This window comes from Marivita sp., from assembly GCF_022763305.1.
Classification (GTDB): domain Bacteria; phylum Pseudomonadota; class Alphaproteobacteria; order Rhodobacterales; family Rhodobacteraceae; genus Marivita.
In genome coordinates this window covers 14828-34160 of record NZ_JALEGT010000037.1, presented here as the reverse complement: position 1 = coordinate 34160, position 19333 = coordinate 14828, and the positions used below count along the sequence as shown (strand labels likewise).

At 60.0% G+C, this 19333-nt stretch carries 15 protein-coding genes; 7 read left to right on the top strand and 8 right to left on the bottom strand.

Going from position 1 to position 19333, the window contains the following annotated elements:
- Window positions 1-17: 17 nt before the first annotated feature.
- Entirely contained in the window at window positions 18-1472 is a 1455-nt protein-coding gene (locus MRY75_RS06705) for a caspase family protein (RefSeq protein ID WP_292306368.1), read from the bottom strand.
- Between the two features lie 227 nt (window positions 1473-1699).
- Between MRY75_RS06705 and MRY75_RS06700 the strand changes: the two genes are divergently transcribed.
- Entirely contained in the window at window positions 1700-2761 is a 1062-nt protein-coding gene (locus MRY75_RS06700; RefSeq protein WP_366934913.1) for an OmpA family protein, read from the top strand.
- Window positions 2762-2842: 81 nt separating this feature from the next.
- On the opposite strand, the gene MRY75_RS06695 is transcribed toward MRY75_RS06700, so the two are convergent.
- Window positions 2843-7636 carry a DUF4214 domain-containing protein gene (locus MRY75_RS06695; protein ID WP_292306367.1) on the bottom strand — a complete coding sequence of 1598 codons (4794 nt, stop codon included), beginning with the start codon at window positions 7634-7636 and terminating at the stop codon, window positions 2843-2845.
- Between the two features lie 376 nt (window positions 7637-8012).
- On the opposite strand from MRY75_RS06695, the gene MRY75_RS06690 reads away from it, so the two are divergent.
- Entirely contained in the window at window positions 8013-9518 is a 1506-nt protein-coding gene (locus MRY75_RS06690; protein ID WP_292306366.1) for a caspase family protein, read from the top strand.
- A 3-nt stretch (window positions 9519-9521) separates the two neighbouring features.
- Here the strand turns inward: MRY75_RS06690 and MRY75_RS06685 are convergent, their stop codons facing one another.
- The 6 genes from MRY75_RS06685 to MRY75_RS06660 all read right to left on the bottom strand — a co-directional run bounded on the left by MRY75_RS06685 (window position 9522) and on the right by MRY75_RS06660 (window position 13892).
- Window positions 9522-10223, bottom strand: a complete 702-nt coding sequence (locus tag MRY75_RS06685; protein WP_292306365.1) for a hypothetical protein — start codon at window positions 10221-10223, stop codon at window positions 9522-9524.
- A 160-nt stretch (window positions 10224-10383) separates the two neighbouring features.
- The gene (locus tag MRY75_RS06680; protein ID WP_292306364.1) at window positions 10384-11988 is read right to left on the bottom strand and encodes a DUF4384 domain-containing protein; all 1605 of its coding nucleotides are present in this window, start codon (window positions 11986-11988) and stop codon (window positions 10384-10386) included.
- Entirely contained in the window at window positions 11988-12404 is a 417-nt protein-coding gene (locus MRY75_RS06675; protein ID WP_292306363.1) for a biopolymer transporter ExbD, read from the bottom strand. The genes MRY75_RS06680 and MRY75_RS06675 overlap by 1 nt, the downstream gene beginning before the upstream one ends.
- Window positions 12401-12844 (bottom strand): biopolymer transporter ExbD, encoded by a 444-nt coding sequence (locus MRY75_RS06670; protein ID WP_292306362.1) that lies wholly within the window; start codon window positions 12842-12844, stop codon window positions 12401-12403. Before MRY75_RS06670 ends, MRY75_RS06675 begins: the two co-directional genes overlap by 4 nt.
- A gap of 9 nt (window positions 12845-12853) precedes the next feature.
- Window positions 12854-13477, bottom strand: a complete 624-nt coding sequence (locus MRY75_RS06665) for a MotA/TolQ/ExbB proton channel family protein (protein WP_292306361.1) — start codon at window positions 13475-13477, stop codon at window positions 12854-12856.
- 1 nt (window position 13478) lies between these two features.
- A complete protein-coding gene (locus tag MRY75_RS06660; RefSeq protein WP_292306420.1) occupies window positions 13479-13892 on the bottom strand; it encodes a hypothetical protein in 414 nt (137 codons plus the stop codon).
- Between the two features lie 383 nt (window positions 13893-14275).
- Here MRY75_RS06660 and MRY75_RS06655 point away from each other — a divergent pair, with 383 nt between their 5' ends.
- From MRY75_RS06655 to MRY75_RS06635, 5 genes are all read left to right on the top strand, one after another.
- On the top strand, window positions 14276-15400 hold the full coding sequence (locus MRY75_RS06655; RefSeq protein WP_292306360.1) for a class I SAM-dependent methyltransferase: 1125 nt from the start codon (window positions 14276-14278) through the stop codon (window positions 15398-15400).
- A gap of 232 nt (window positions 15401-15632) precedes the next feature.
- Window positions 15633-16673, top strand: coding sequence for a type VI secretion system protein TssA (gene tssA, locus MRY75_RS06650; protein WP_292306359.1), 1041 nt, complete (start codon window positions 15633-15635; stop codon window positions 16671-16673).
- Window positions 16674-16741: 68 nt separating this feature from the next.
- Window positions 16742-17263 carry a type VI secretion system contractile sheath small subunit gene (gene tssB, locus MRY75_RS06645; protein ID WP_292306358.1) on the top strand — a complete coding sequence of 174 codons (522 nt, stop codon included), beginning with the start codon at window positions 16742-16744 and terminating at the stop codon, window positions 17261-17263.
- A gap of 3 nt (window positions 17264-17266) precedes the next feature.
- Window positions 17267-18760, top strand: a complete 1494-nt coding sequence (gene tssC, locus MRY75_RS06640) for a type VI secretion system contractile sheath large subunit (RefSeq protein WP_292306357.1) — start codon at window positions 17267-17269, stop codon at window positions 18758-18760.
- Window positions 18761-18847: 87 nt separating this feature from the next.
- A complete protein-coding gene (locus MRY75_RS06635; protein ID WP_292306356.1) occupies window positions 18848-19333 on the top strand; it encodes a type VI secretion system tube protein Hcp in 486 nt (161 codons plus the stop codon).

The following is a 19333-nucleotide window of genomic DNA, read 5'->3' as shown; positions in this document are numbered from 1 at the left end:
CGGTTGGGACGTTCGGGTTATTCGCAGCCGCCGACCGCCCATTGGCGCAGGTTGCGTTTTAGAATGCCGCCGAACGGGTGGGGCTTTTCCAGAGACTTCTGACCACTGAGCGTTACGTAGACATTCGCCTGATCACAGAGTCGCTGTTGCGTCCACTCATGGCAGTTCGAGCACGTCTGTTCCTTCCAGTACTCCTCAGGCAAGCCTTCGACCGGTGGAAAGAGCGGCGACATGTTGGTGATCTCGGACAGGATGATCCCGTCAATGACCGAGCCCGGAGCGACCAGCGGCAGATTGAACTTGACCACGTTGGGGACGGAAGACCGTTCCTGTTCGACGGTGGCCAGCGCAAGCTCGGTTTCCTCGGTCGTTGGGGACACGCCTTCGCCGACCGGATCGACGCTGGCCTGCGCCTCAAGCGCCGCTATTTCGCCGCGGGCGAATTCGGCGAAAGTGCCGTTCGGGAACGCATCGAGATAGCGCTGATACGCATCCACGGTCGGGTTGGCCTGGGCGGTTTCGAACAATGTCTGTTCGTCCGCAGACGGACCGGCCGGTGCCGGGCGTTCGACAGCGGGGGCATCGCTGGTCAATTCGGTTTCGATCACCTCGGCCAGAAGGGCACGTGCCTCTTCGGCATAGGGGCTGTCGCCATAACCGCGCAGGAACAGCATGATCTGAACCGGGTCACGCGTGGCCTGTACGGACTCCCACAGCTGTCGCGCTGCGAAATCTTCGGGCTTTTCGGTCGGAGCGTTCACAAAGGTGAAGTCATTGGTCAGGGACGACGTGTCCCAAGGGGTTTGCAGGCCGTTGGTCTGTTCCAGAACCGACACGCGCACCTGCTTGAACATCTGTTCCACAGCAACCCCGGGGCGGGTCATTTCGCGTGCCAGGGCGGTCGTGAACGGACTGTTCTGCCCGAGGCCATCCAGCGCCACAGCGCCGGGCGACGTGGCATAGGACAGGAAGGTGCCAGTCGGTGCCTTCATTTCGGCGAGACCGGGCGAGTCGAACTCGGCCATGTTTTCGAACGGGTTGTTCCGGCAGGCGTCCAGAATGACGAAATTGGTGCGGTTGCGCGCGGAGGCCATCTGGCGGAGCACTGACTGCGCTTCGACCCCTTCGAGGTCCAGATCGGCCGCGTCGTTGAGCGAAACATCCACGGGCAAGAGGTAGTTGTTGCCAAAGCTCTGCACGCCGTGCCCGGCGTAATAGAACAGTCCGGTCGTATCCGCACCGCCATTGCGCAGGTTGCGCCCGAAATCGGACAGCGCCTGTTTCATTTCGACCTGTGTGGCGTCGATCAGCAGCGTCACCTGAAAGTCGATCTGTTCCAATGTCGACGCGATCAATTCGGCGTCGCGGGTCGGATTGTCGAGGGGAGACACAGATTGATAATTCGAGTTGCCGATCACGAGGGCGATGCGTTCCTGAGCCCAGCCCGGAGCTGCCCCTGCCACAAGCAACATCGCTGCAACACTCTTGCAGGCAATAAGATTTCCCAGTCGTCGTAGCCAGTCGGTCAAAGCTTCCTCCTGCCGTATCCGGTTGGTACACAAAAAATAATGGTATAGGCTATCATAATGTCCACTGTGTATCGCGTGTCCTAGGCAAGCATGCAAGGTCTGTGCTAAACTTCGATTTTAACAAGCACGTATGTCTTACCCTGTTTCCGCAATTCATCTGCGAGGTCATTATGAGAACTGCTCTCCACCGTTTCGTCTGTGCCATCGCCCTGTTGGTCATCGTGCCCTTCGGCATGGCGTCTGCCCAAAGTGCTGATCCATTCGAGTATGGCTGGAATTTGGATGGTGACGCGTCCGAATTGAGGTTTTTATCAGTCAAGAAATCAAAAATCGCTGAAACAAGCTCTTTTGCAACACTGTCAGGTCTGATCACCGAAGACGGTCAGGCGCAGGTTCGAGTCCTGCTGGATTCGGTCGATACGCAGGTCGATCTGCGCAACGTGCGGATGCGGTTCCTGTTTTTCGAAACCTTCCGGTTCCCCGAAGCGGTGATCACGACGCAGCTGTCGCCTGAATTGCTGACGGATCTGCATCTGACGCGTCGCAAGGAAATCCAACTGGATTACACCTTTACCCTGCGCGGCGTGACGCTCGAGAGGAGCACGGATGTTGCGGTGACGCTGATCGACAACGACCGCGTTGTGGTCTCGTCGATCACGCCCATCGCTTTCACGCTGGAAGAGCTGGATCTGGAAGAAGGCCGGCGCAAGCTGGAAGAAGCGGCCAATGTCGACATCACGCCGATCGGCGTCGTGAGCTTCAATTTCGTGTTCGATCGCGCGCAACCGGGTACGCCGCCGGACCTGCCGGAAGCGGTGTTCACGCCGGCTGCCGTCGCCTTGGAGGAAAAGGGCAACATGACCGAAGAGGCCTGTCTGGGCCGCTTCGAGATCCTGTCCAAGACGGGTAACATCTTCTTTGCGTCGGGCAGCACTCGGCTGGATGACAAGAGCCTGCCGCTGCTGGAAAACATCTACGACATCGTGAACCGGTGCCCGTCCTTCCGTCTGGAAATCGCCGGTCACACGGATTCCATCGGGGGCGATCAGCAGAACCAGGTCATCAGCGAACGGCGCGCGGCTTCGGTGGTCAGCTGGCTGACCGACAAGGGCATCCCGCGAGACCGCCTTCGGGCCGTGGGCTATGGCGAAGACCGCCCGCTTGTCGACAATGACACCCCGGAGAACCGGGCGCGCAACCGCCGGATCGAATTCACGGCGCTGCTGGAGTGATCCCTCGGCAAGAGGACATGTAAGCCAAACGAAAGGGCACCCGCGCGGGTGCCCTTTCTGTTTCCGAGGTTGGGCTGGCCGTCAACTGCCGCTGAACGGATCGTCCAGAACACCGATGACCGTCATGAGGAATTCGCCCGAATTCGGGTTGAGCGCGGCAGTGTGGAAGGCGTCCGCGCGCGCAACCGCGGCTGTGATGCTCTCTGCCGAGCCGTTGAAGAGCGCCATGACCTCAGACGCATTGTCGACATCCGACATTCCCTTGTGCACGGCGAAATAGGCACCGATATCGGTCTTGTTGGCGAGGAAAGCCCGGTCGGCCAGTTGCTGATCAATGAAGTCCTGCGGCGCGCCGTCGAACGGGTCGGCTTTGGCCCCTTCGAGAATCCCGAGGATCGCAATGTCCCGACCGATGCCGCCACTGTCGAGAGAGTTGACCCAGAAATCGAACCCAGCCTGATCGGGGATGCGCCCAAGAACGTTTTGATAGATCGTCGTCACAAGATCCGAATTGCTGAGATCGCTGGGATATGCGGCCACCGTTTCGTCCTGACCGACAAACAATCTCGCGGATTCCGCAAGGCTCACGCCATTGGCAAAGGCGGTGCCCCAGAAATTGAGACCCACCGCATCCGGGGCGCGGTTGAAGTAGGCGATGTAGAGTTCGATGAAGTTCTCGAAATCGGTGGCGGAAAGCCCCGTGGTGCCGCCGAATTGCTGAAGGTTGAACGGCGTGCCTTCAAAGAAGTCGGTATCGAAATCCAGCATTTCGATACCGATCAGCGTATCCCGCCCGTTGCCGTCGCCCCGCCGGTCTTCGATGATCGTCGACCCGTTGCCGAGAGTCAGGCTGTATGCGCTTTGTGCGCCCGAGAAGACCGCCATGTCGATGCCGGATTCACCGTTGACCAGATCGTCGCCGGTTCCCCCTTCCAGCGTGTCATCGCCTGATCCACCGATGAGCGAGTCGTTCCCGCCGCGCCCTTGCAGCGAGTCATTGTCCGCCTCGCCATGGATGAGTTCTGCAAGATCGCCGCCCCTCACGAAATCATCGCTGGCACCGGTGAAGATCCGGTTGTCTGCGGCTCCGCCTCCGTTTGGATTCACCCGTGCAACAGTGCCGGGCAGCGTGTCGATGATGATGATGTTCTCACCGTCCATGGCGTAATTGGGCCATTGCGCGGCAATGTCGGCGACCGTTGTCGGTTCCTGCGTGTAGTCGACGCTGAACAGCAGCTGGCCGACCAGCGACCGCACTTCCATCGACGTCACCGTACCGGAAAGCTGAGACAGCTCGACCGGGTCGTTCTTTGAAAAGGTGCCGGTCAGTTCGATGTTGAGGCTGTCGCCGGTCACAGCTTCGATGAAGACCGCGTTCGTGCCGCTGGCAAAGACCAGTTCCGTGTTCACGTCATTGAGTGCGAAACTGGCCGGAGTTTCGGACAGCGCGTTCGGCCGGGTGTAAATATAGGCCGCGCCTGCGGGCATGCCGTCGGTGTCTGCCAAGTCGGAAAGAAGCCGGTGCTGGGCCATGCTCTGTGCGACGGTGGCAACCTCGGGCGTGGTGTCGTGCCCCGTCGTAACATGGCGCGACAGGGCACCGGGATCGAGGCGGAAGAAATCGGCCTCGTCGTAATCCACCGTGTAGCCGAGGTCCTGCATGGCGGCGACCGTGAGCGCGCTGATCGGGTTGTCAGGTATGCCCGGACTGCCCGGTCCGGCTTCGGGCCTGCGGGTTTCGACACGCGAGGTCATCAGTTCTTCGTCGAAGATCGCCTCGCTCCAGTATTCTGCGGCAAGTCCTCCCAGCTCTCCGTCCTCGAGCGCATTGACGCCATTCAGATCGTCGTTCAGGTCCGCCAGCTCGCGCAGACCGTTTGGCCCGGTGTAGGTCGGGACCCCATCAATCAGGCGGACAAGGCCGAACTCTTCCCACAGGGCGCCGAAACCAAGGGCACGTCCAATCGTGTTGGCGACAAATTCATCGAGGTTGAGCAGTGTGCCGACCTCTTCGGAATTGATCACGATGCGCGAATAGGTTGGCAGCGCGTCCGCGCCGGACAGCCCATCGCGCTGGTCAAGCACGCTGGAGATGGCGAGGATGTTCTGGCTCACACCTTCGAAAGACAGCTCGATGTCGTCCACGGCCACTTCGATCAGGATGTCGTCGACATAGCCGTACCCATCCACAAAGGCGTAGGGCAGGTCGCCTGTGATGATGTCTTCCCAGCGCTCGACCGCATCCTCGAAGGCGGACCTGTAGGAATTCGGAACGTCGTCCGATGCAAACGCTATGGTGATGTCGAAGCGCCCGTCATCGAGCGGGCCAAGATCGTTGAGTTCGATCCGGTATTGACCTGTTGCGTTGCCAAAGCCGGCGGCCGACAGATAGTATGTGCCGCTTTCGTCCGCGACGAATTGCAGGGAACTGCTTGTGCCGGTGCCGCCGTCATCATTGGCGGTGTTTTCGATCAAGTTGCCCGCCCCGTCATAGACGCCATTGAAGAACGGATCGGCCAGCGTATCGGCGCCTTCCAACGACACGAGGTTGATCTGATACAGACGGCCCGCGGACAGGTTCACCTCGAACCAGTCATTGTCCTGCGCAAAGTCGATCCGCCCATTTGCCGTGCTCCCCGGAGTGATGGACCCGGTGGTGTCGATATCGGCCGAGAAATCGTCCCGGAATCCGAGGTCCGTCACGGCGACGGTGTACGTCCCCAAGCCGCCGAAGCCGTCCTGCACCGCGATGAAGTAGTCGCCCGCCGTCTGCGGGGTGAAATACGAGATGCTGTCATCTTCGATGAGCTGCGGATCCAGGGTCTGGACAGACCGGATCGGGGTCCCCGACAGGTCGCTTGTCGTGTAGAGGCCCAACAGTTCCGGATCGAGAAGCGTCCCGTTGTTGGACTCCTGTCCGAGGATCCCGATCTGGTAGGTGGTGTTGGCCTGCAGCGTGACCCGAAACGCGTCGATATCTCCGATAGTTTCGATTTCTCCGGTCGAGCGGCCTCCGACGGCCACTGTTCCAACCCCACCGGCGATGCCGGGCAGGAAATCATCGACGAAGCCCGAAAAGTCGACCCGCAGTTCGTAATCCCCGGTCGATGTGTCCAAAGCATCGCCGACTTCGATGTGGTAGACGCCGTCGTTGGGGACAGTCAGATCGGACAAAACCGCGCTGACATTGGCACCGTCCTGATTGGCGCTGCTCAGGGGTACGAATGCGCCGCCGGGACCGAAGACCCCGACGATTTCCGGAGTGATCACCGTTGACCCGCCGCTTGCTGCGATCGCAGTGAGCGAGATGTCATATTCGACACCCGCCTGCAGCGTAATCTCGAACCGGTCCCTGTCGCCAAGCTGTTCGATGCTGCCAAAGGCGGGATTGTCGACTTCGGCCGTTCCGAAGACATCCGCAAAGGCGCCCGGAAGGTAATCGTCGGCGGCACCGAGCGATGTGACGCTCAGCTCGTATCCGCCAAGTCCGAACGGGGTATGGCTGCCCACCTCGATTTCGTACTGCCCGGTCGTGGGAACCGACAAGGGCCCGGCCAGCGCATTGAGTCCGGTGCCGCTGTTGTCGTCGCCCGAATTCGGCAGGGCAACGTTCAAGCTGTTGAAGACTCCGAAGATCTCCGGATCGGCCAGCGTGCGGATACCATCCGAAGTCGAGACCAGCCCGATCGAATAAAGCTGCCCCGCCTCAAGCGTGACGACGAAGCGATCGCGATCGCCAAGCTGTTCGATGCTGCCCAGCTCGGGTGTGCCGACGTCGATGCTGCCCAGCACGAGCGCATCTTCGCCGGGGAGGTAGTCATCCAGCGCGCCGAATTCGATGATCTGTTCGGACGCCGTCTGGGCACCGCGGCTGTCGACGGCGGTAAAGCGGATGACGAGGCTGTCCCCGGATCGTCCTGTCGCGCTGTTGATGAGAATGTCCCCATTCTCCAGCAACTCGCCGGTCGCGGTGGGGCTCTCAAAGGCGAAAGGAATGACGGTGAACAGCTCTTCGCTGCCATCGGCGAAATTCGTCAGCACGTTGCCGATGACTTCGGATTCCGTGAACGTATAGTCGAGAATCGGATCAGGTACGCCGTAAGGCGCGGAGTTGATGATGAAATTTCGAGTGACGTCAATCTCTGTTGTGATGGTGCCGCCGAAGGTGGCATTGCTCCATTCAACGGTCCCCACGATACGGACGCTTACCTCTTCATCGTCCTCGACCAAGTCATCCCACAACGCGGCGAAATTCAAGGTTTGAGGTGCGCCGAAGGAGTAGGAAACCGTAAAATCCTCATCTCGCACGGCTTCGGCGCTCGTGACGATGACAGAGATCTGCTGGCTGACAACGAAGTCGTTAAGCGTACCGCTGCCCGGGAAGGGAATTTGCGACGGGATCTCTGTTTGAATCGACAGTGTGATGTTGTCGCCTTCGTTGATGACCTCCGGCGCACTCAGGTCGTTGAATTCGAGTGTGTAGGTGCCACCTGTAACCAAACCGGAACTGTCGAACAGGTTTTCGGCGTCGGTGACCGAGAAATAATATGTGCCGGAATAAGGTGCCGTGAACTGGACACGGCTGTTCAGCCCGGTCCCGCCATCATCGTTGCTGGCGCCTTCGATGAAGTTGCCGCCCAGATCGTAGATTCCGTAGAAATAGGGATCGGCCAATGTGCCGTCGCTGGTCGGTGCGCCGCGGAGCTGGATGTCGTATTGACGACCTTCGACGAGGGTGACGCGAAACCAGTCCGCGAAATCATTCGGTCCTGAAATACCACCAAGGGACGGCACGCCGGCGATCGCCGATCCAAAGTTCCCGTTCGGGTTGAATGTCCCGAAGTCGAAACTGTCAAAATCCGGAAATTCTTCCATGGGTGTTATCCGTCTTGCAATGGTCGGGCTGTCGAACAGCCAGTTGAAAATCCGGGTGAGTTACAGTCTTGGCAGGTGCTTATGGAAAATAGGTTTGACGATTGAATTTTCGGTCGCGTGCCGTCTGGCGACGTGCAAAGCATCTGGGGTCCCGGTGGTGTCCTCTTGATGTGACTGCCAATCCCGCTACGAGTCAAGCTTGGCCTGAGGGAGTGATCCGATATTTCGTATTAGGCGCGTCGACTGGCAGACTTGGGCGGCAGATCGGCGTGTCGTCCGGCAAACTGGCCCGATTTCGCAAAGATTTGAGTGAAATCGCCGTGATCCCGGCTTATGCTGGCCCTGCATTTCGCAAAACATGTGATAGGATCAAACCATGAACTTCATCGTCCGACTGGTCATCCTTCCTGTTATCCTACTCTGCTCGAGCCTGTCGCTGGCCTGGGCCAGCCCGGATCGGGTGGCGCTCGTGATCGGCATGGCCGATTACGAAACGATCACACCGCTCACCAATACCCGCAATGATGCCGAGGCACTTGCGGACACGTTGACCGAGATCGGGTTCGACGTGACCCGCGTGATCGACGTCAGCCTCGACGAGTTGCGCGCTGTGATGAAGGATTTTTCGTTCCGGTCCGAAACCGCAGACCTTGCTCTTATCTATTTCGCGGGACATGGGATCGAGGTTCAGGGCGAGAACTTTCTGATCCCCATCGACGCACAGCCACGGTCCAATCTGGACGTGCAGAACCAGTCTGTCTCGTTGAAGGAAATGCTTGCCGTTGTCGAAAAGGCGCGAGTGATGCGGATCGTGATCCTGGACAGCTGTCGCGACAATCCCCTGGGCGGCAGCATCGACACCAATGCTGTCGTGCAATCTGCGCTGCAATCGACCGAACAGGCGACGCGTGGGGTTGGGGGCCTGGCTCCGGCCAATCCCGATCGTGGCACGCTGGTGGCGTTTGCCGCGAAGGACGGGCAGGTCGCCCTGGACGGCACACGCGGCAACAGTCCCTATGCGCGGGCGCTGATGGAAAAGATGTCGAAGCCGGGGCTGGAGATCAGCCTGATGTTCCGTCAGGTGCGCGATGCGGTTCTGGCCGAAACCCAGAATCTCCAGGAGCCCTATACCTACGGGTCTTTGACCGGTCAGCCCTTCTACCTGTCAGGCGGCCCCGAAGACACACCCGATGTCGCTGCGGCAGAGCCTTCGAAATCGTGGTCCAAACTGCGTCCGGATCAGGAATCCCAATTGCTGGCGCTGGCCAATCTGGGGGACACACGGTCGATGCTGGGGCTCGCCTATATCCGCCTCAATCCCGACGACAGCCGATTTGACCCGGCGCAGGCCGTCAGCTTTCTGGAACGCGCGGTCGAGCGGGGCTCGCCCGAGGCTCAGATGGAGTTGGCAAAACTCTACGAGCAGGGGATTGGTGTCGAGGTGGACGAAGCGCGCGCGCTTGAACTCTATCAGGCGGCTGCCGATCAGGGCTTTGCCGATGCAATCAACGATCTTGGCTTCCTGCATTACCAAGGAGGGCTTGGTCTGCGCCCGAACCCACAGAAGGCTCTCGAGCTGTTCGAGCGTGCAGCCGACCTGCGGCACCCCGAGGCGCAATTCAATTTCGCGGCTTTGATCGACGATGGCTTGATCCCGGGCAAGGGGCCGAAAGATGCGGCGGAATACCTCTATGCGGCGCTGCGCAGCGGCAGTCAGGATGTGCTGAACCTTTTGCTGGACCGGCCGACCATGTTCGCTGCGGAAACACGGCGCGAACTGCAGGTCCAGCTGCAGGCGTTCAACTTCTACGACGGGTCTATCGACGGCGATATCGGGCCCGGGACCAAGCGGGGAATCCGGGCCGCGTACGGTCTGGAATAGACCTCAGCTCGACCGCAGAAGCACCTTGTTCGATCCGACCGCCGCAGCGATGCGCTGGTAATGGATGGCGCGGCTGGCGTCAGAACTGGCGGACCGCAGAAGGACTGTTTCGGCCTCTTCGAGGATATTGCTGGCCTGTCGGGTCACTTCCGCGACGCGGGAGGCCTGAACAGCACGCATCGGAGGCGTCGGCGCAGAGGTGCCGCCCTCCCGCCGCACCCGTGCAGTCAGCGCGGGTTTCTGGCGGTCCAGATTGTTGCGGACAAGGGTGTCGAGCTTGCGCGCCGTGTCGAGCAACACCTCACGCGCTTCAGCATAATCGCCGTTCGCCGGAATTTCTTCGGCCAGTTGCCGGTAGACGGCGGAAAAGCAGGCGGGACGATACTCGTTTCCCATGGTCTCGCAGATTTGCTCGCTTTCATCCAAGCGGTTGATGATCAAAGTCGTTTGCGCCGTCGTCGCCTCGACCTCGGGGCCGATCGGCGCTGTTCGCGGTCTGTCATTGCTCGTCGAGTCGTTGTCAGCGCTGCCGCCGATGTCATCGCCACCGACCTGCGCGAATTCCGGGTAGATGTTTTCGACGCCGCCGCGGATGGGCGAGGTCGCGGACAAGGCATCGGGAGTCGATGCATAGGCCGGGTTGATGAGCATCCCCATCACAACGGGAAGGCCGAGAATCCGGGTGGTTTGGTTTCTTGAAGTCATGATCGTTGGGCTTTCCGTTTGGCAAATGACGTGGACACAAATGGGTTTGACATGATCGCGCGATCTCGTGTGTCGCGGCTCCGGAAGATGCGTGACGTAAGGGTAAGACGGGTTTAGCCACAAAGCAAGGCGGGCATCCTCGTTGCTGCAGCGGCAGGCGTCATTCTGCAGCGGTGGTGACGAAGAAATAGACCCATTCGCCTTTGAAATCTGGCTCTCGTGCACGGGCGTCGCTCACCCGGTCCCGCAGCCAGTCGAGATAGGGCCCGGCCGGTTCGACCAGCGGACGCACCCCGTCGTATAGAGGAACCGATGATGCGAAGGCGACGGCGATTTCCTGTCCGAACGGAGGGCCGATTTCGATATAGAGACCCGGTTCACCCGCTGCGAGCGGAGCGGCCGCACCAATCTGCAACGCCGCTTCGGCCGGGGTCAGCGACAGCGGTGTAAATTGGTTTGGTGAAAGGTGCAGGACATTCCCGTCGGCATCGAAATAGTCCACGTAGACATAGGCATCGTAATCCGCGCCTTGCAACGTCATCACCAAGGGGTTGCCAGCGGTATAGCGGAATTCACGGGCATGGGTGCTGTCCCCGACAAGCAGGGGATTGGTGATCTGGTCCGTCGATTGCGGCAGGCCGACGCTCGCAATGCCGGACAGCGCTCCGCATTGCGGACGCGGCAGGATCAGGAGGTTTTCCCGCACCGGGATATCGGCTCCCATCTGTGCCTGCATGGCAGCCACGACCTCTGAGCGCAGTTCGGGTTCCGGGACGTGGCCCGAGACCAGCAGCGTGTTGTCCGATGGGTCGAACTGAACCTGCAGGCGGGAGCAGGGGACGGCGCTGAGCGCGCCGGTGATGCCATCGCGCACGTCTGCCGCTGCGCCGCCAAGATCACCGGGTTCCATAAAGCTCTGGAACGCCGAGAGCGAGACCGGGTCGACGGCACCCTCGCCGGTTCCCTGGAAGGCGAGCGCCGCTCTTGCGCGGTCGGCCTTGGGCGCGATCGGGGCTGCGGCATCGGCGTCCACGGGCGTTTGCGCAACGGGGAGGATTTCGGGACGGGCTTCATCGGCAGAGGCGCTGTCCGGGGCCAGCGCCTCTGTTGTGCTGGTCGAAGGTTCGGTCTCTTCGGGGCGGAACGCGGCAGGGGTGACGGTCTCGACACTGGATGCAGCGACCGGCAGTGCGGCAGGTCTGGACGTGTTCGCGGCCACGGTCGATGTGCTGGCGATCTCTGTGACGGGCAGGCTGGCTGCAACAGCATTGGTTCTGGTGCGCGGTGTCGTGGGAGCAAGGCTCTGAGCCGGTATAGCGCTGGATTGCGCGCGGTCTGTGACGGGGGCTGCTGCGGGCGCGCTTGATTGTGGGGCAGTGATGGCCGTCATCTCTTGGGACGCATCCGTGACGATGTCGGCTTCTGCGCCCGTCGGCGACTGGGCCAAGAGCGGCGCGCTTTCGGGCGCAAGCGCGCTGGTCTCGCTCCCTTCCGCTGCAATTGGCGTGGCGCTGGAGGTGGTGATGACCCCCTGTCCAAGGCTGGTGCCGGAAGTGTCTCCGGCCATGGCCTGATCTGCATCGGGGGCGGTTTCGCGCGCGGTGCTGCGTTGCACCTGGTATGCGGTCAGCTCCATCCGGGTTTCCGGGACAGGCTGGTCCGGAATGTCGCCCGGGCGGGTGGCGAGATAGATCGCGTAGGCCCCAGCACCATGTGCGCCGACCGACATGATCAAGGCCAGTGCCCAGGTCAGCGCACCCCGCATCACCGGACCGGAGGCGCGGTTTCAGGGGTGACGACCAGCACGACCTCGCGCGCGCCGAGCGACTCGATCCGGCCGACCAGGGGCAAGACGTGGCGCAGTTCGGTTGCGCGATGGGCATTGATGCGGACCAGCGTGTCCGGTGCATCCGTGATCCGGGCCGACAAGGTGGCATCAAGCGCGGTGTCGTCGACGACCACGCCATCGACGGCAAGATCACCCTTGTCCGAGACCGATACTGTGATCCCGCCCGATGGCATGTCGGCCCCGGTTGTGGCCGTGGGTGGGCTGACATCGAACGGTGCGGTTGCATCCATCCGACCGATCAGCATGAAGAAGACCAAGAGGAAGAACACCACGTCGATCAGGGCAACGATGGTCTCTGGGGGTTGCTTGGTGACGGGACGCGACAGTCTCATTCCGCAACCTCCAGCCGGACCACCCGGAGATTCGTCACGCCGGACCGTGTTGCCACATCCATGACCGAAACCAGCGCCTGCATGTCTGCTGCCCCCGACGGCAACAGGAGAACCTGCAGTTCGGGTGCCTCGGTCAATCGCGTGCGGAACACCGTTTCCAGGGCCGGGAGGTCCAGCCCGGCGCCCCGAACGGTTGGGATGCCGTCTGCTCCGATCCGGATCAGAAGGGCTGCACCACCAGCGCCCTGAGACGGTGCAGCGGTCTGAGGCAAGTCGTCGCCGCGTTTGACGGCAGGGATCATGTCGAGGTTGAGATAGGTCGATGTGACCATGAAGAACACCAGCAGGATCAGCATGACGTCGATCATCGGCACAAGCGAGATCAACGCCTTCGGAGGCTTTGGGCGCGTCAGGCTGAGTGTCGTGCCGGGGTCATGCATGCCGCGCCCCTATTTGCGAGGCTGATCCGCGATCAGCATCAGTTGCGAGATGGCCCCTTCGATCAGCTGTGCGCCGCGTTCGGCGCGCCCGGACAGCAACGAAGCCCCGACCGCTGCGGGAATGGCCACGAGAAGTCCTGCGGCCGTGGTCAGCAGCGCCTGCCAAATCCCGCCCGCAAGGACAGAGGCGTTTGCAGCACCTTCGGCCATTTCAAGCTCCTGGAAGGATTGAATCATTCCCAGAACCGTGCCCAAGAGGCCAAGGAGCGGGGAAATCATCGCAATCAGTTCCAGCACGCGGATGTGGCTGTTCATGCGCGCCAGCTCTTCGTTGCCGCGCCGCATGAGTTCGGTCATCAGGGCCGGGCCGGACCGACCCTTTTCAAGCGACTGAATCGCAAAGGCAAGAACGCGGTCGGCTGGCGCGGTGCCCGTTTCGGCCTGGCGTCGCGCGTCTTCGGGGTTGCCGGCTTCAAAGCTCGCAAGGGCGGCGTCGCGGGTGGCAGCGCCTTTCAGCACCGGGGACAGCTGGACGATCTTGTAGATGATCAGCGCCAGTGAAAACACCGACATGACGGCGAGGAGCAGAATGATCGGCCCGCCGGTTCCGATATTCGCAAATGCGTCCGACACGTCACTTCACCAGCGCGGCGTCGGTCTTGCTGCCCAACTCGAGAAACTCGAAGCAGTCGGTATTGTCCTCGTTCTGCGGCTTGCAGACCGGCATGTCATGCAGAACGATCTCGGAAATATCCGTACATGCGATTTCGGGAATGGCAAACAGCTTCAGGGTTGTGCGCTGAACGGGCAGAGGGGCCGCGTCGATGGACAGGAGGCGGTCGATCACGCCGTTGCCGTCAAGGATGGCGAGGCTCATCTCGAAGCCCTCGAAACTCTTGCCGGTTCCATTTCGGAACAGGAAGTAGGCCTGGCACCCGCTCGGGTCTCCGGGTTCGAACTTGTTGAGTTCGACGGACAGCGATCCGGATTGCGCTGACGCAACCGAGGCCAGCAGGCCAAACGACACCGCCGACAGCCAGGTTTGGATTTTGTTCACAGTGGCCTCCCGAAATATGACCTGGTTGCGCCAGGACCTGTTCTGTTCATTTGTCGGGTCAGGTTGCGTGTGTAGGGCGTTGTTTCAAATGATTTATCTAGAATACGCGGCGATGTTCAGCAGTGCCCTGACCGTTGGCTTTCCTGTCCGCAAGCAAACGCCGAGTCGGTCATTCGGTCAAGCCCGCGATCTGGTGCAGGCTCGAGTTCCTGGCGGCGCCGGTCAGCGCCGTCGTGCCGGGTGAGACTGAAAACCATTTGTCTGGCAGACATGATCCGACAATGATGGAGGCGATTATTCCCGGTGCAGGGTGCAGCTTCTGTCTGGATCAGAGCCGGGGCCAAAATTTTCAGATTGGATTGGACAGGACTGACATGTTTGAAGTGTTCGAAACCCCGGACAGCGCGCTTTCCGAGCTGCAGACCTTCCGGGAAAAGCTGCGCGCTCAGGTCGAAGAAATCTCAAAAGAGGTCATGCTTCGCGAGAAGATGAACGCGCCCCGTGCCGAAGCAATCTGCGTGCGGATCGACGGTTTGGTGCGGGATTACACGGGCTTTCTGGCGCAGTTCAAGAACACTCAGATGTCATTGGAAAACGCTGTCCGGGACCGCGATGCGCTTGTCAGCCTTCGTCGCGAATGGGGCGTTGCGAGTTCCCGCGCAAACCTCTTGCGGGTGGAGCTGAACCAATGGACGTTGATGCGCGAACTGGTGCAGTCCCAGATCAACCGACGCCGCAAGCGAATACCTCTTTACGATCTGCGCCGGAGCGATTTGACCATGTCGCAGGTCACGGCCAGCGACGCCGTCTTCAATTGGCTGCACGCGGTTCTCAATCCGGAAGATCAGTCTGAGGAGGCGCGCGATAACGGGTATTTCCCTGACATCGCATTGGCCAACAGCTTCTTTCATCAACACCTCCACGCGGCCTATCGCGTTCTGCTGGCGCAAGGTCAGACGAAAACGTTGCGCTTTCTCGATGTCGGATGTGGCGGCGGGTTGAAGGTCTTGTCGGCGCGGCGGTATTTTCTGCAAGCGGACGGGCTCGATTTCCAACAAAGCTACGTCGATGCAGCACAGAAACTGCTCACGGCGGCCAGTGTCACGGATTGTGCAGCCTTTCAGGCGGATGCACTGACCTTTGACCAGTACGGCGCGTATGACGTGATCTACTTCTACCGTCCCATTCAGGATCCCGAGGCGCTTGAACGCATGGAGCATCGGATCGTCGAACAGGCGCGCCCGGGCGCGGTTCTGATTGCGCCTTATGTCGGGTTCGAGGCACGCTTCGCGCAGCTTGGCTGCGGTCGTGTCGCGGGGTCGGTGTACCTTGCGAAGTCATCGCAGAAACAAGCGGACCAGTGGCGCCGCAAGGCTGAACAGACCGGTGTTGCGGTGGTTGCTGCCGAGGCACGGCATCCGCCGACGGTCTGGGAGCCACTGCTCGCGGCATCACGTCTGTCAGGCTATGAGCTTACCCGCCACAAGCCCCTTATCTGACGAGGAGCAGGCTCTTTCGACGCGTAGGGTTTCATGAACTGCGGTCGCGCTCGAGGACAGGACGACAATGGCCTGACCATGCCCGGCGCTGTGCAAAGAAATTTACCCAAGGTCACATTCTTGTGCTGGATTTTTGACGAAGACTTGATAACCTCCCCATAGTTGATATACCGAATTTCGGTTTTTTTTATTTACTTTTAAACACTTGGCAAAGGCGGCAAACGTGTCGGACATGCTCAAATCACACGGAGATGACGCGCCGAGCGGCGAGAATTTGGAGTATGATCCGGATTTTATCGCGATGGAACTGGCTGGTCAGCCGGAGGAAGAGCGTCAGGCCGGAGCAGAGATCGTTGCTGGCAGCGATCCCGACTACAAGGACCTCGCAAGCAAGGCACGGGTGGTTCTCGAGCGGAGCCACGATATCCGCGCAGCGGTCTATCTTGCCGATTGTGAAGTGCGTCTCAGAGGCTTGGTGGGGTTCGCCGAGGTCACGGCTTATATTCGTGGCTGCCTCGAAGAGTATTGGGACACGTGCCATCCGCAGTTGGATGAAGAGGACGACAATGATCCGATGATGCGGATCAACGCGGTGAGCGGTTTGGGAGGTCGTAGCACCGTCGTGCGCAGTCTTCGCAGGGCTGCGTATCTCACCAACAGTCGGGTGATGGGGCGTGTCACAATCCGCGACATCGACATTCTCAATGGCGAGGCGGAGGCGGCCGAAGACGAAACGGTGAAATCGTCGAGCGAGATCGACGCGGCGTTCACGGACACGGCGGACGAGGAACTCGAAGCCTTTTACACCGCAGCCAAGTCGGCGCTTGACGACGTGAACGCGATTGATGCCGTGTTTCTGGAGAAGACACCGGGTTATGGACCGTCGCTGGACGACCTCCAGCAGCTTCTCAACAAGATCGTCAAAACGCTCGCAAAATACGTTCAGAGCGACGATGCGGTCGACGAGTCAGTGGATGCTGCCGCCGACGGTCCGGTTGCCGGTGCACAACCTGCGGCGCGCTCCGGTGGTGTGCCCGGCGTGATCGAGACCCGCGCCGACGTGACTGCCGCGCTGGACAGGATCATGGACTATTATGCGCGGCACGAGCCCTCGAGCCCGCTGCCGATCCTGCTCAAGCGTGCCAAGCGGCTGGTTGGCGCTGAATTCATGGAAATCATCAAGGACCTCGCGCCCGAGGGGGCTGCGAATGTTCGGCTTGTCGGTGGTGTGAGTGAGGAAGAAGAGAGTGAGTCCAGCGACAGCTCTTGGTGATGCCGATGCGACGCGGCGCTCTGGGAAAGTAAAGATCAAGAAACGCGAACAACAGATGGGGAAATGATATGTCCAGTTCACAGAAGTTCATTGCGCGAAACCGCGCACCGAGGGTTCAGATCGAATATGATGTTGAACTCTATGGCTCGGAGAAGAAGGTGCAGCTCCCGTTTGTCATGGGGGTCATGTCCGACCTCGCCGGCAAATCGGAAGTCGAACAGCCCAATATCGCCGACCGCAAGTTCCTCGAGATCGATGTCGACAACTTCGATGACCGCATGAAGGCGATGAAACCCCGCGTCGCGTTCTCGGTGCCGAACACGCTGACCGGTGAGGGCAATCTGTCCGTCGATGTAACATTCGAGAGCATGGATGATTTCTCTCCGGGCGCGATCGCCAAGCAGGTCGAACCGCTGCGCAAGCTGTTGGAGGCGCGCAACGAGCTGTCCAACCTGATGACCTACATGGACGGCAAGCCTGGTGCGGAAGAACTGATCGCCAAGACGATGAACGATCCGGCGCTCCTGAAGTCGCTGGCGGCGCAAGCCGCACCGACCGACGGGGATGATGCTGCGAAGGACGAGGGATAAGAGATGGCAGAACAAGCTACAGAAGCGCAGGTTGAAGGCGGCGCAACCGAAACCGCTGAGTCCGACTTTGCCAGCCTGCTTCAGAAGGAATTCAAGCCGCGGACAGATTCGGCCAAATCAGCGGTCGAGACAGCGGTGCAGACATTGGCGCAACAGGCTCTGGAAAACGCCAGCCTGATTTCCGATGACGTGCTGCTGTCGCTCGAGGCGATGGTGGCCGAGATTGACCGCAAGCTCTCGGAACAGATCAACCAGATCATCCACCACGATGAATACCAGCAGCTGGAAAGCGCGTGGCGTGGTCTGCACTTCCTGGTGAACAACACCGAAACCGACGAGATGCTGAAGATCCGCGTTCTCAACATCTCGAAGAAGGACCTGCACAAGACGGTGCGCAAGTTCAAGGGAACGGCTTGGGACCAGTCCCCGATCTTCAAGAAGCTCTACGGCGAGGAATACGACCAGATCGGTGGCGAACCCTATGGCTGCCTCGTGGGCGACTACTATTTCGACCACACTCCGCCCGATGTCGAGCTGTTGGGCGAAATGGCGAAGATCGGTGCGGCCGCCCACGCGCCGTTCATTTCTGCGGCAGCGCCGTCGCTGATGAACTTCGAAAGCTGGAGCGAACTGGCGAACCCGCGGGATCTCACCAAGATCTTCCAGACACCGGAATATGCGGGCTGGCGCGGATTGCGCGACAGCGAGGACAGCCGCTATATCGGTCTGGCCATGCCTCGGTTCCTTGGACGTCAGCCCTATGGGGCCAAGTCCAATCCGGTTGAAGAATTCGCCTTCGAAGAAGAAACCGGTGATGGTGACTCGAGCAAGTTCGCATGGGTGAACGCGGCCTACGGGATGGCGTTCAACATCAACCGATCGTTCAAGGAATATGGCTGGTGCAGCCGTATCCGCGGCGTTGAATCCGGTGGCACCATCGAAGGACTGCCGACCCATACATTCCCGACGGATGATGGCGGTGTGGACATGAAGTGTCCGACCGAAGTCACAATCGGCGACCGCCGCGAGGCGGAGTTGGCGAAGGCGGGTCTGATGCCGCTGCTGCACCGCAAGAACACCGATCAGGCCTCGTTCATCGGCGCGCAGTCACTGCACAAGCCTGCGGTCTATGATGACCCGGATGCAACGGCGAACGCCAACCTTGGCGCTCGTTTGCCCTATCTTTTCGCGACCTGCCGCTTTGCCCACTACCTGAAATGCATGGTTCGGGACAAAATCGGATCGTTCAAAGAGCGTGATGATATGGAGCAGTGGCTGAACAACTGGATCGGCAACTACGTGGATGCGAACCCGGAGCTGTCTTCGGAACGCACAAAGGCTGAAAAGCCATTGGCGGCTGCCGAAGTGCAGGTTCAAGCCGATCCTGAGAACCCGGGCTACTACAAGTCCCAGTTCTTTCTTCGACCGCATTACCAGTTGGAAGGTCTTTCCGTTTCGCTCCGACTGGTCTCGAAACTGCCGGCCGAGAAGCAATAAAACTGTGCGTGGTGGGGCCCCTGCCACGCATGAAACCAATCTCACCAGCGCGGATCGTACCGCATAATTTTCGAAAGGAGTATCGTGATGGCCGTAGATGTATATTTGGAATTGAACGGCATTAAAGGAGAGTCTCAGGACAAGACGCACAAAGACAAGATCGACATTCTTGCATGGTCTTGGGGCGTCAGCAACTCCGGCACCACCCATATGGGCAGCGGCAGCGGTGCCGGCCGCGCCAATTTTCAGGATATTTCTGTCACCAAATGGATCGACAAATCCTCGCCGGTCCTGTTCCAGCATGCCGCGAACGGCAAACACATCCCCACCGGCAAACTGATTTGCCGAAAGGCCGGTGGTAAGCAAATGGAATATTTCACGATCGATATCAAAGATATCATCGTGACAAGCGTGTCCACAGGTGGCTCGGGCGGCGAAGATCGTTTCACGGAGAACGTGACGCTGAACTTCGGTTCGTTCCACATGAAGTATATCGAACAGAAGCCGGACGGTGCCGAAGGTGCCAAGCCGGAAATGAAGTACGATATCGCGGCTCAGGACGAGAAATTCTAA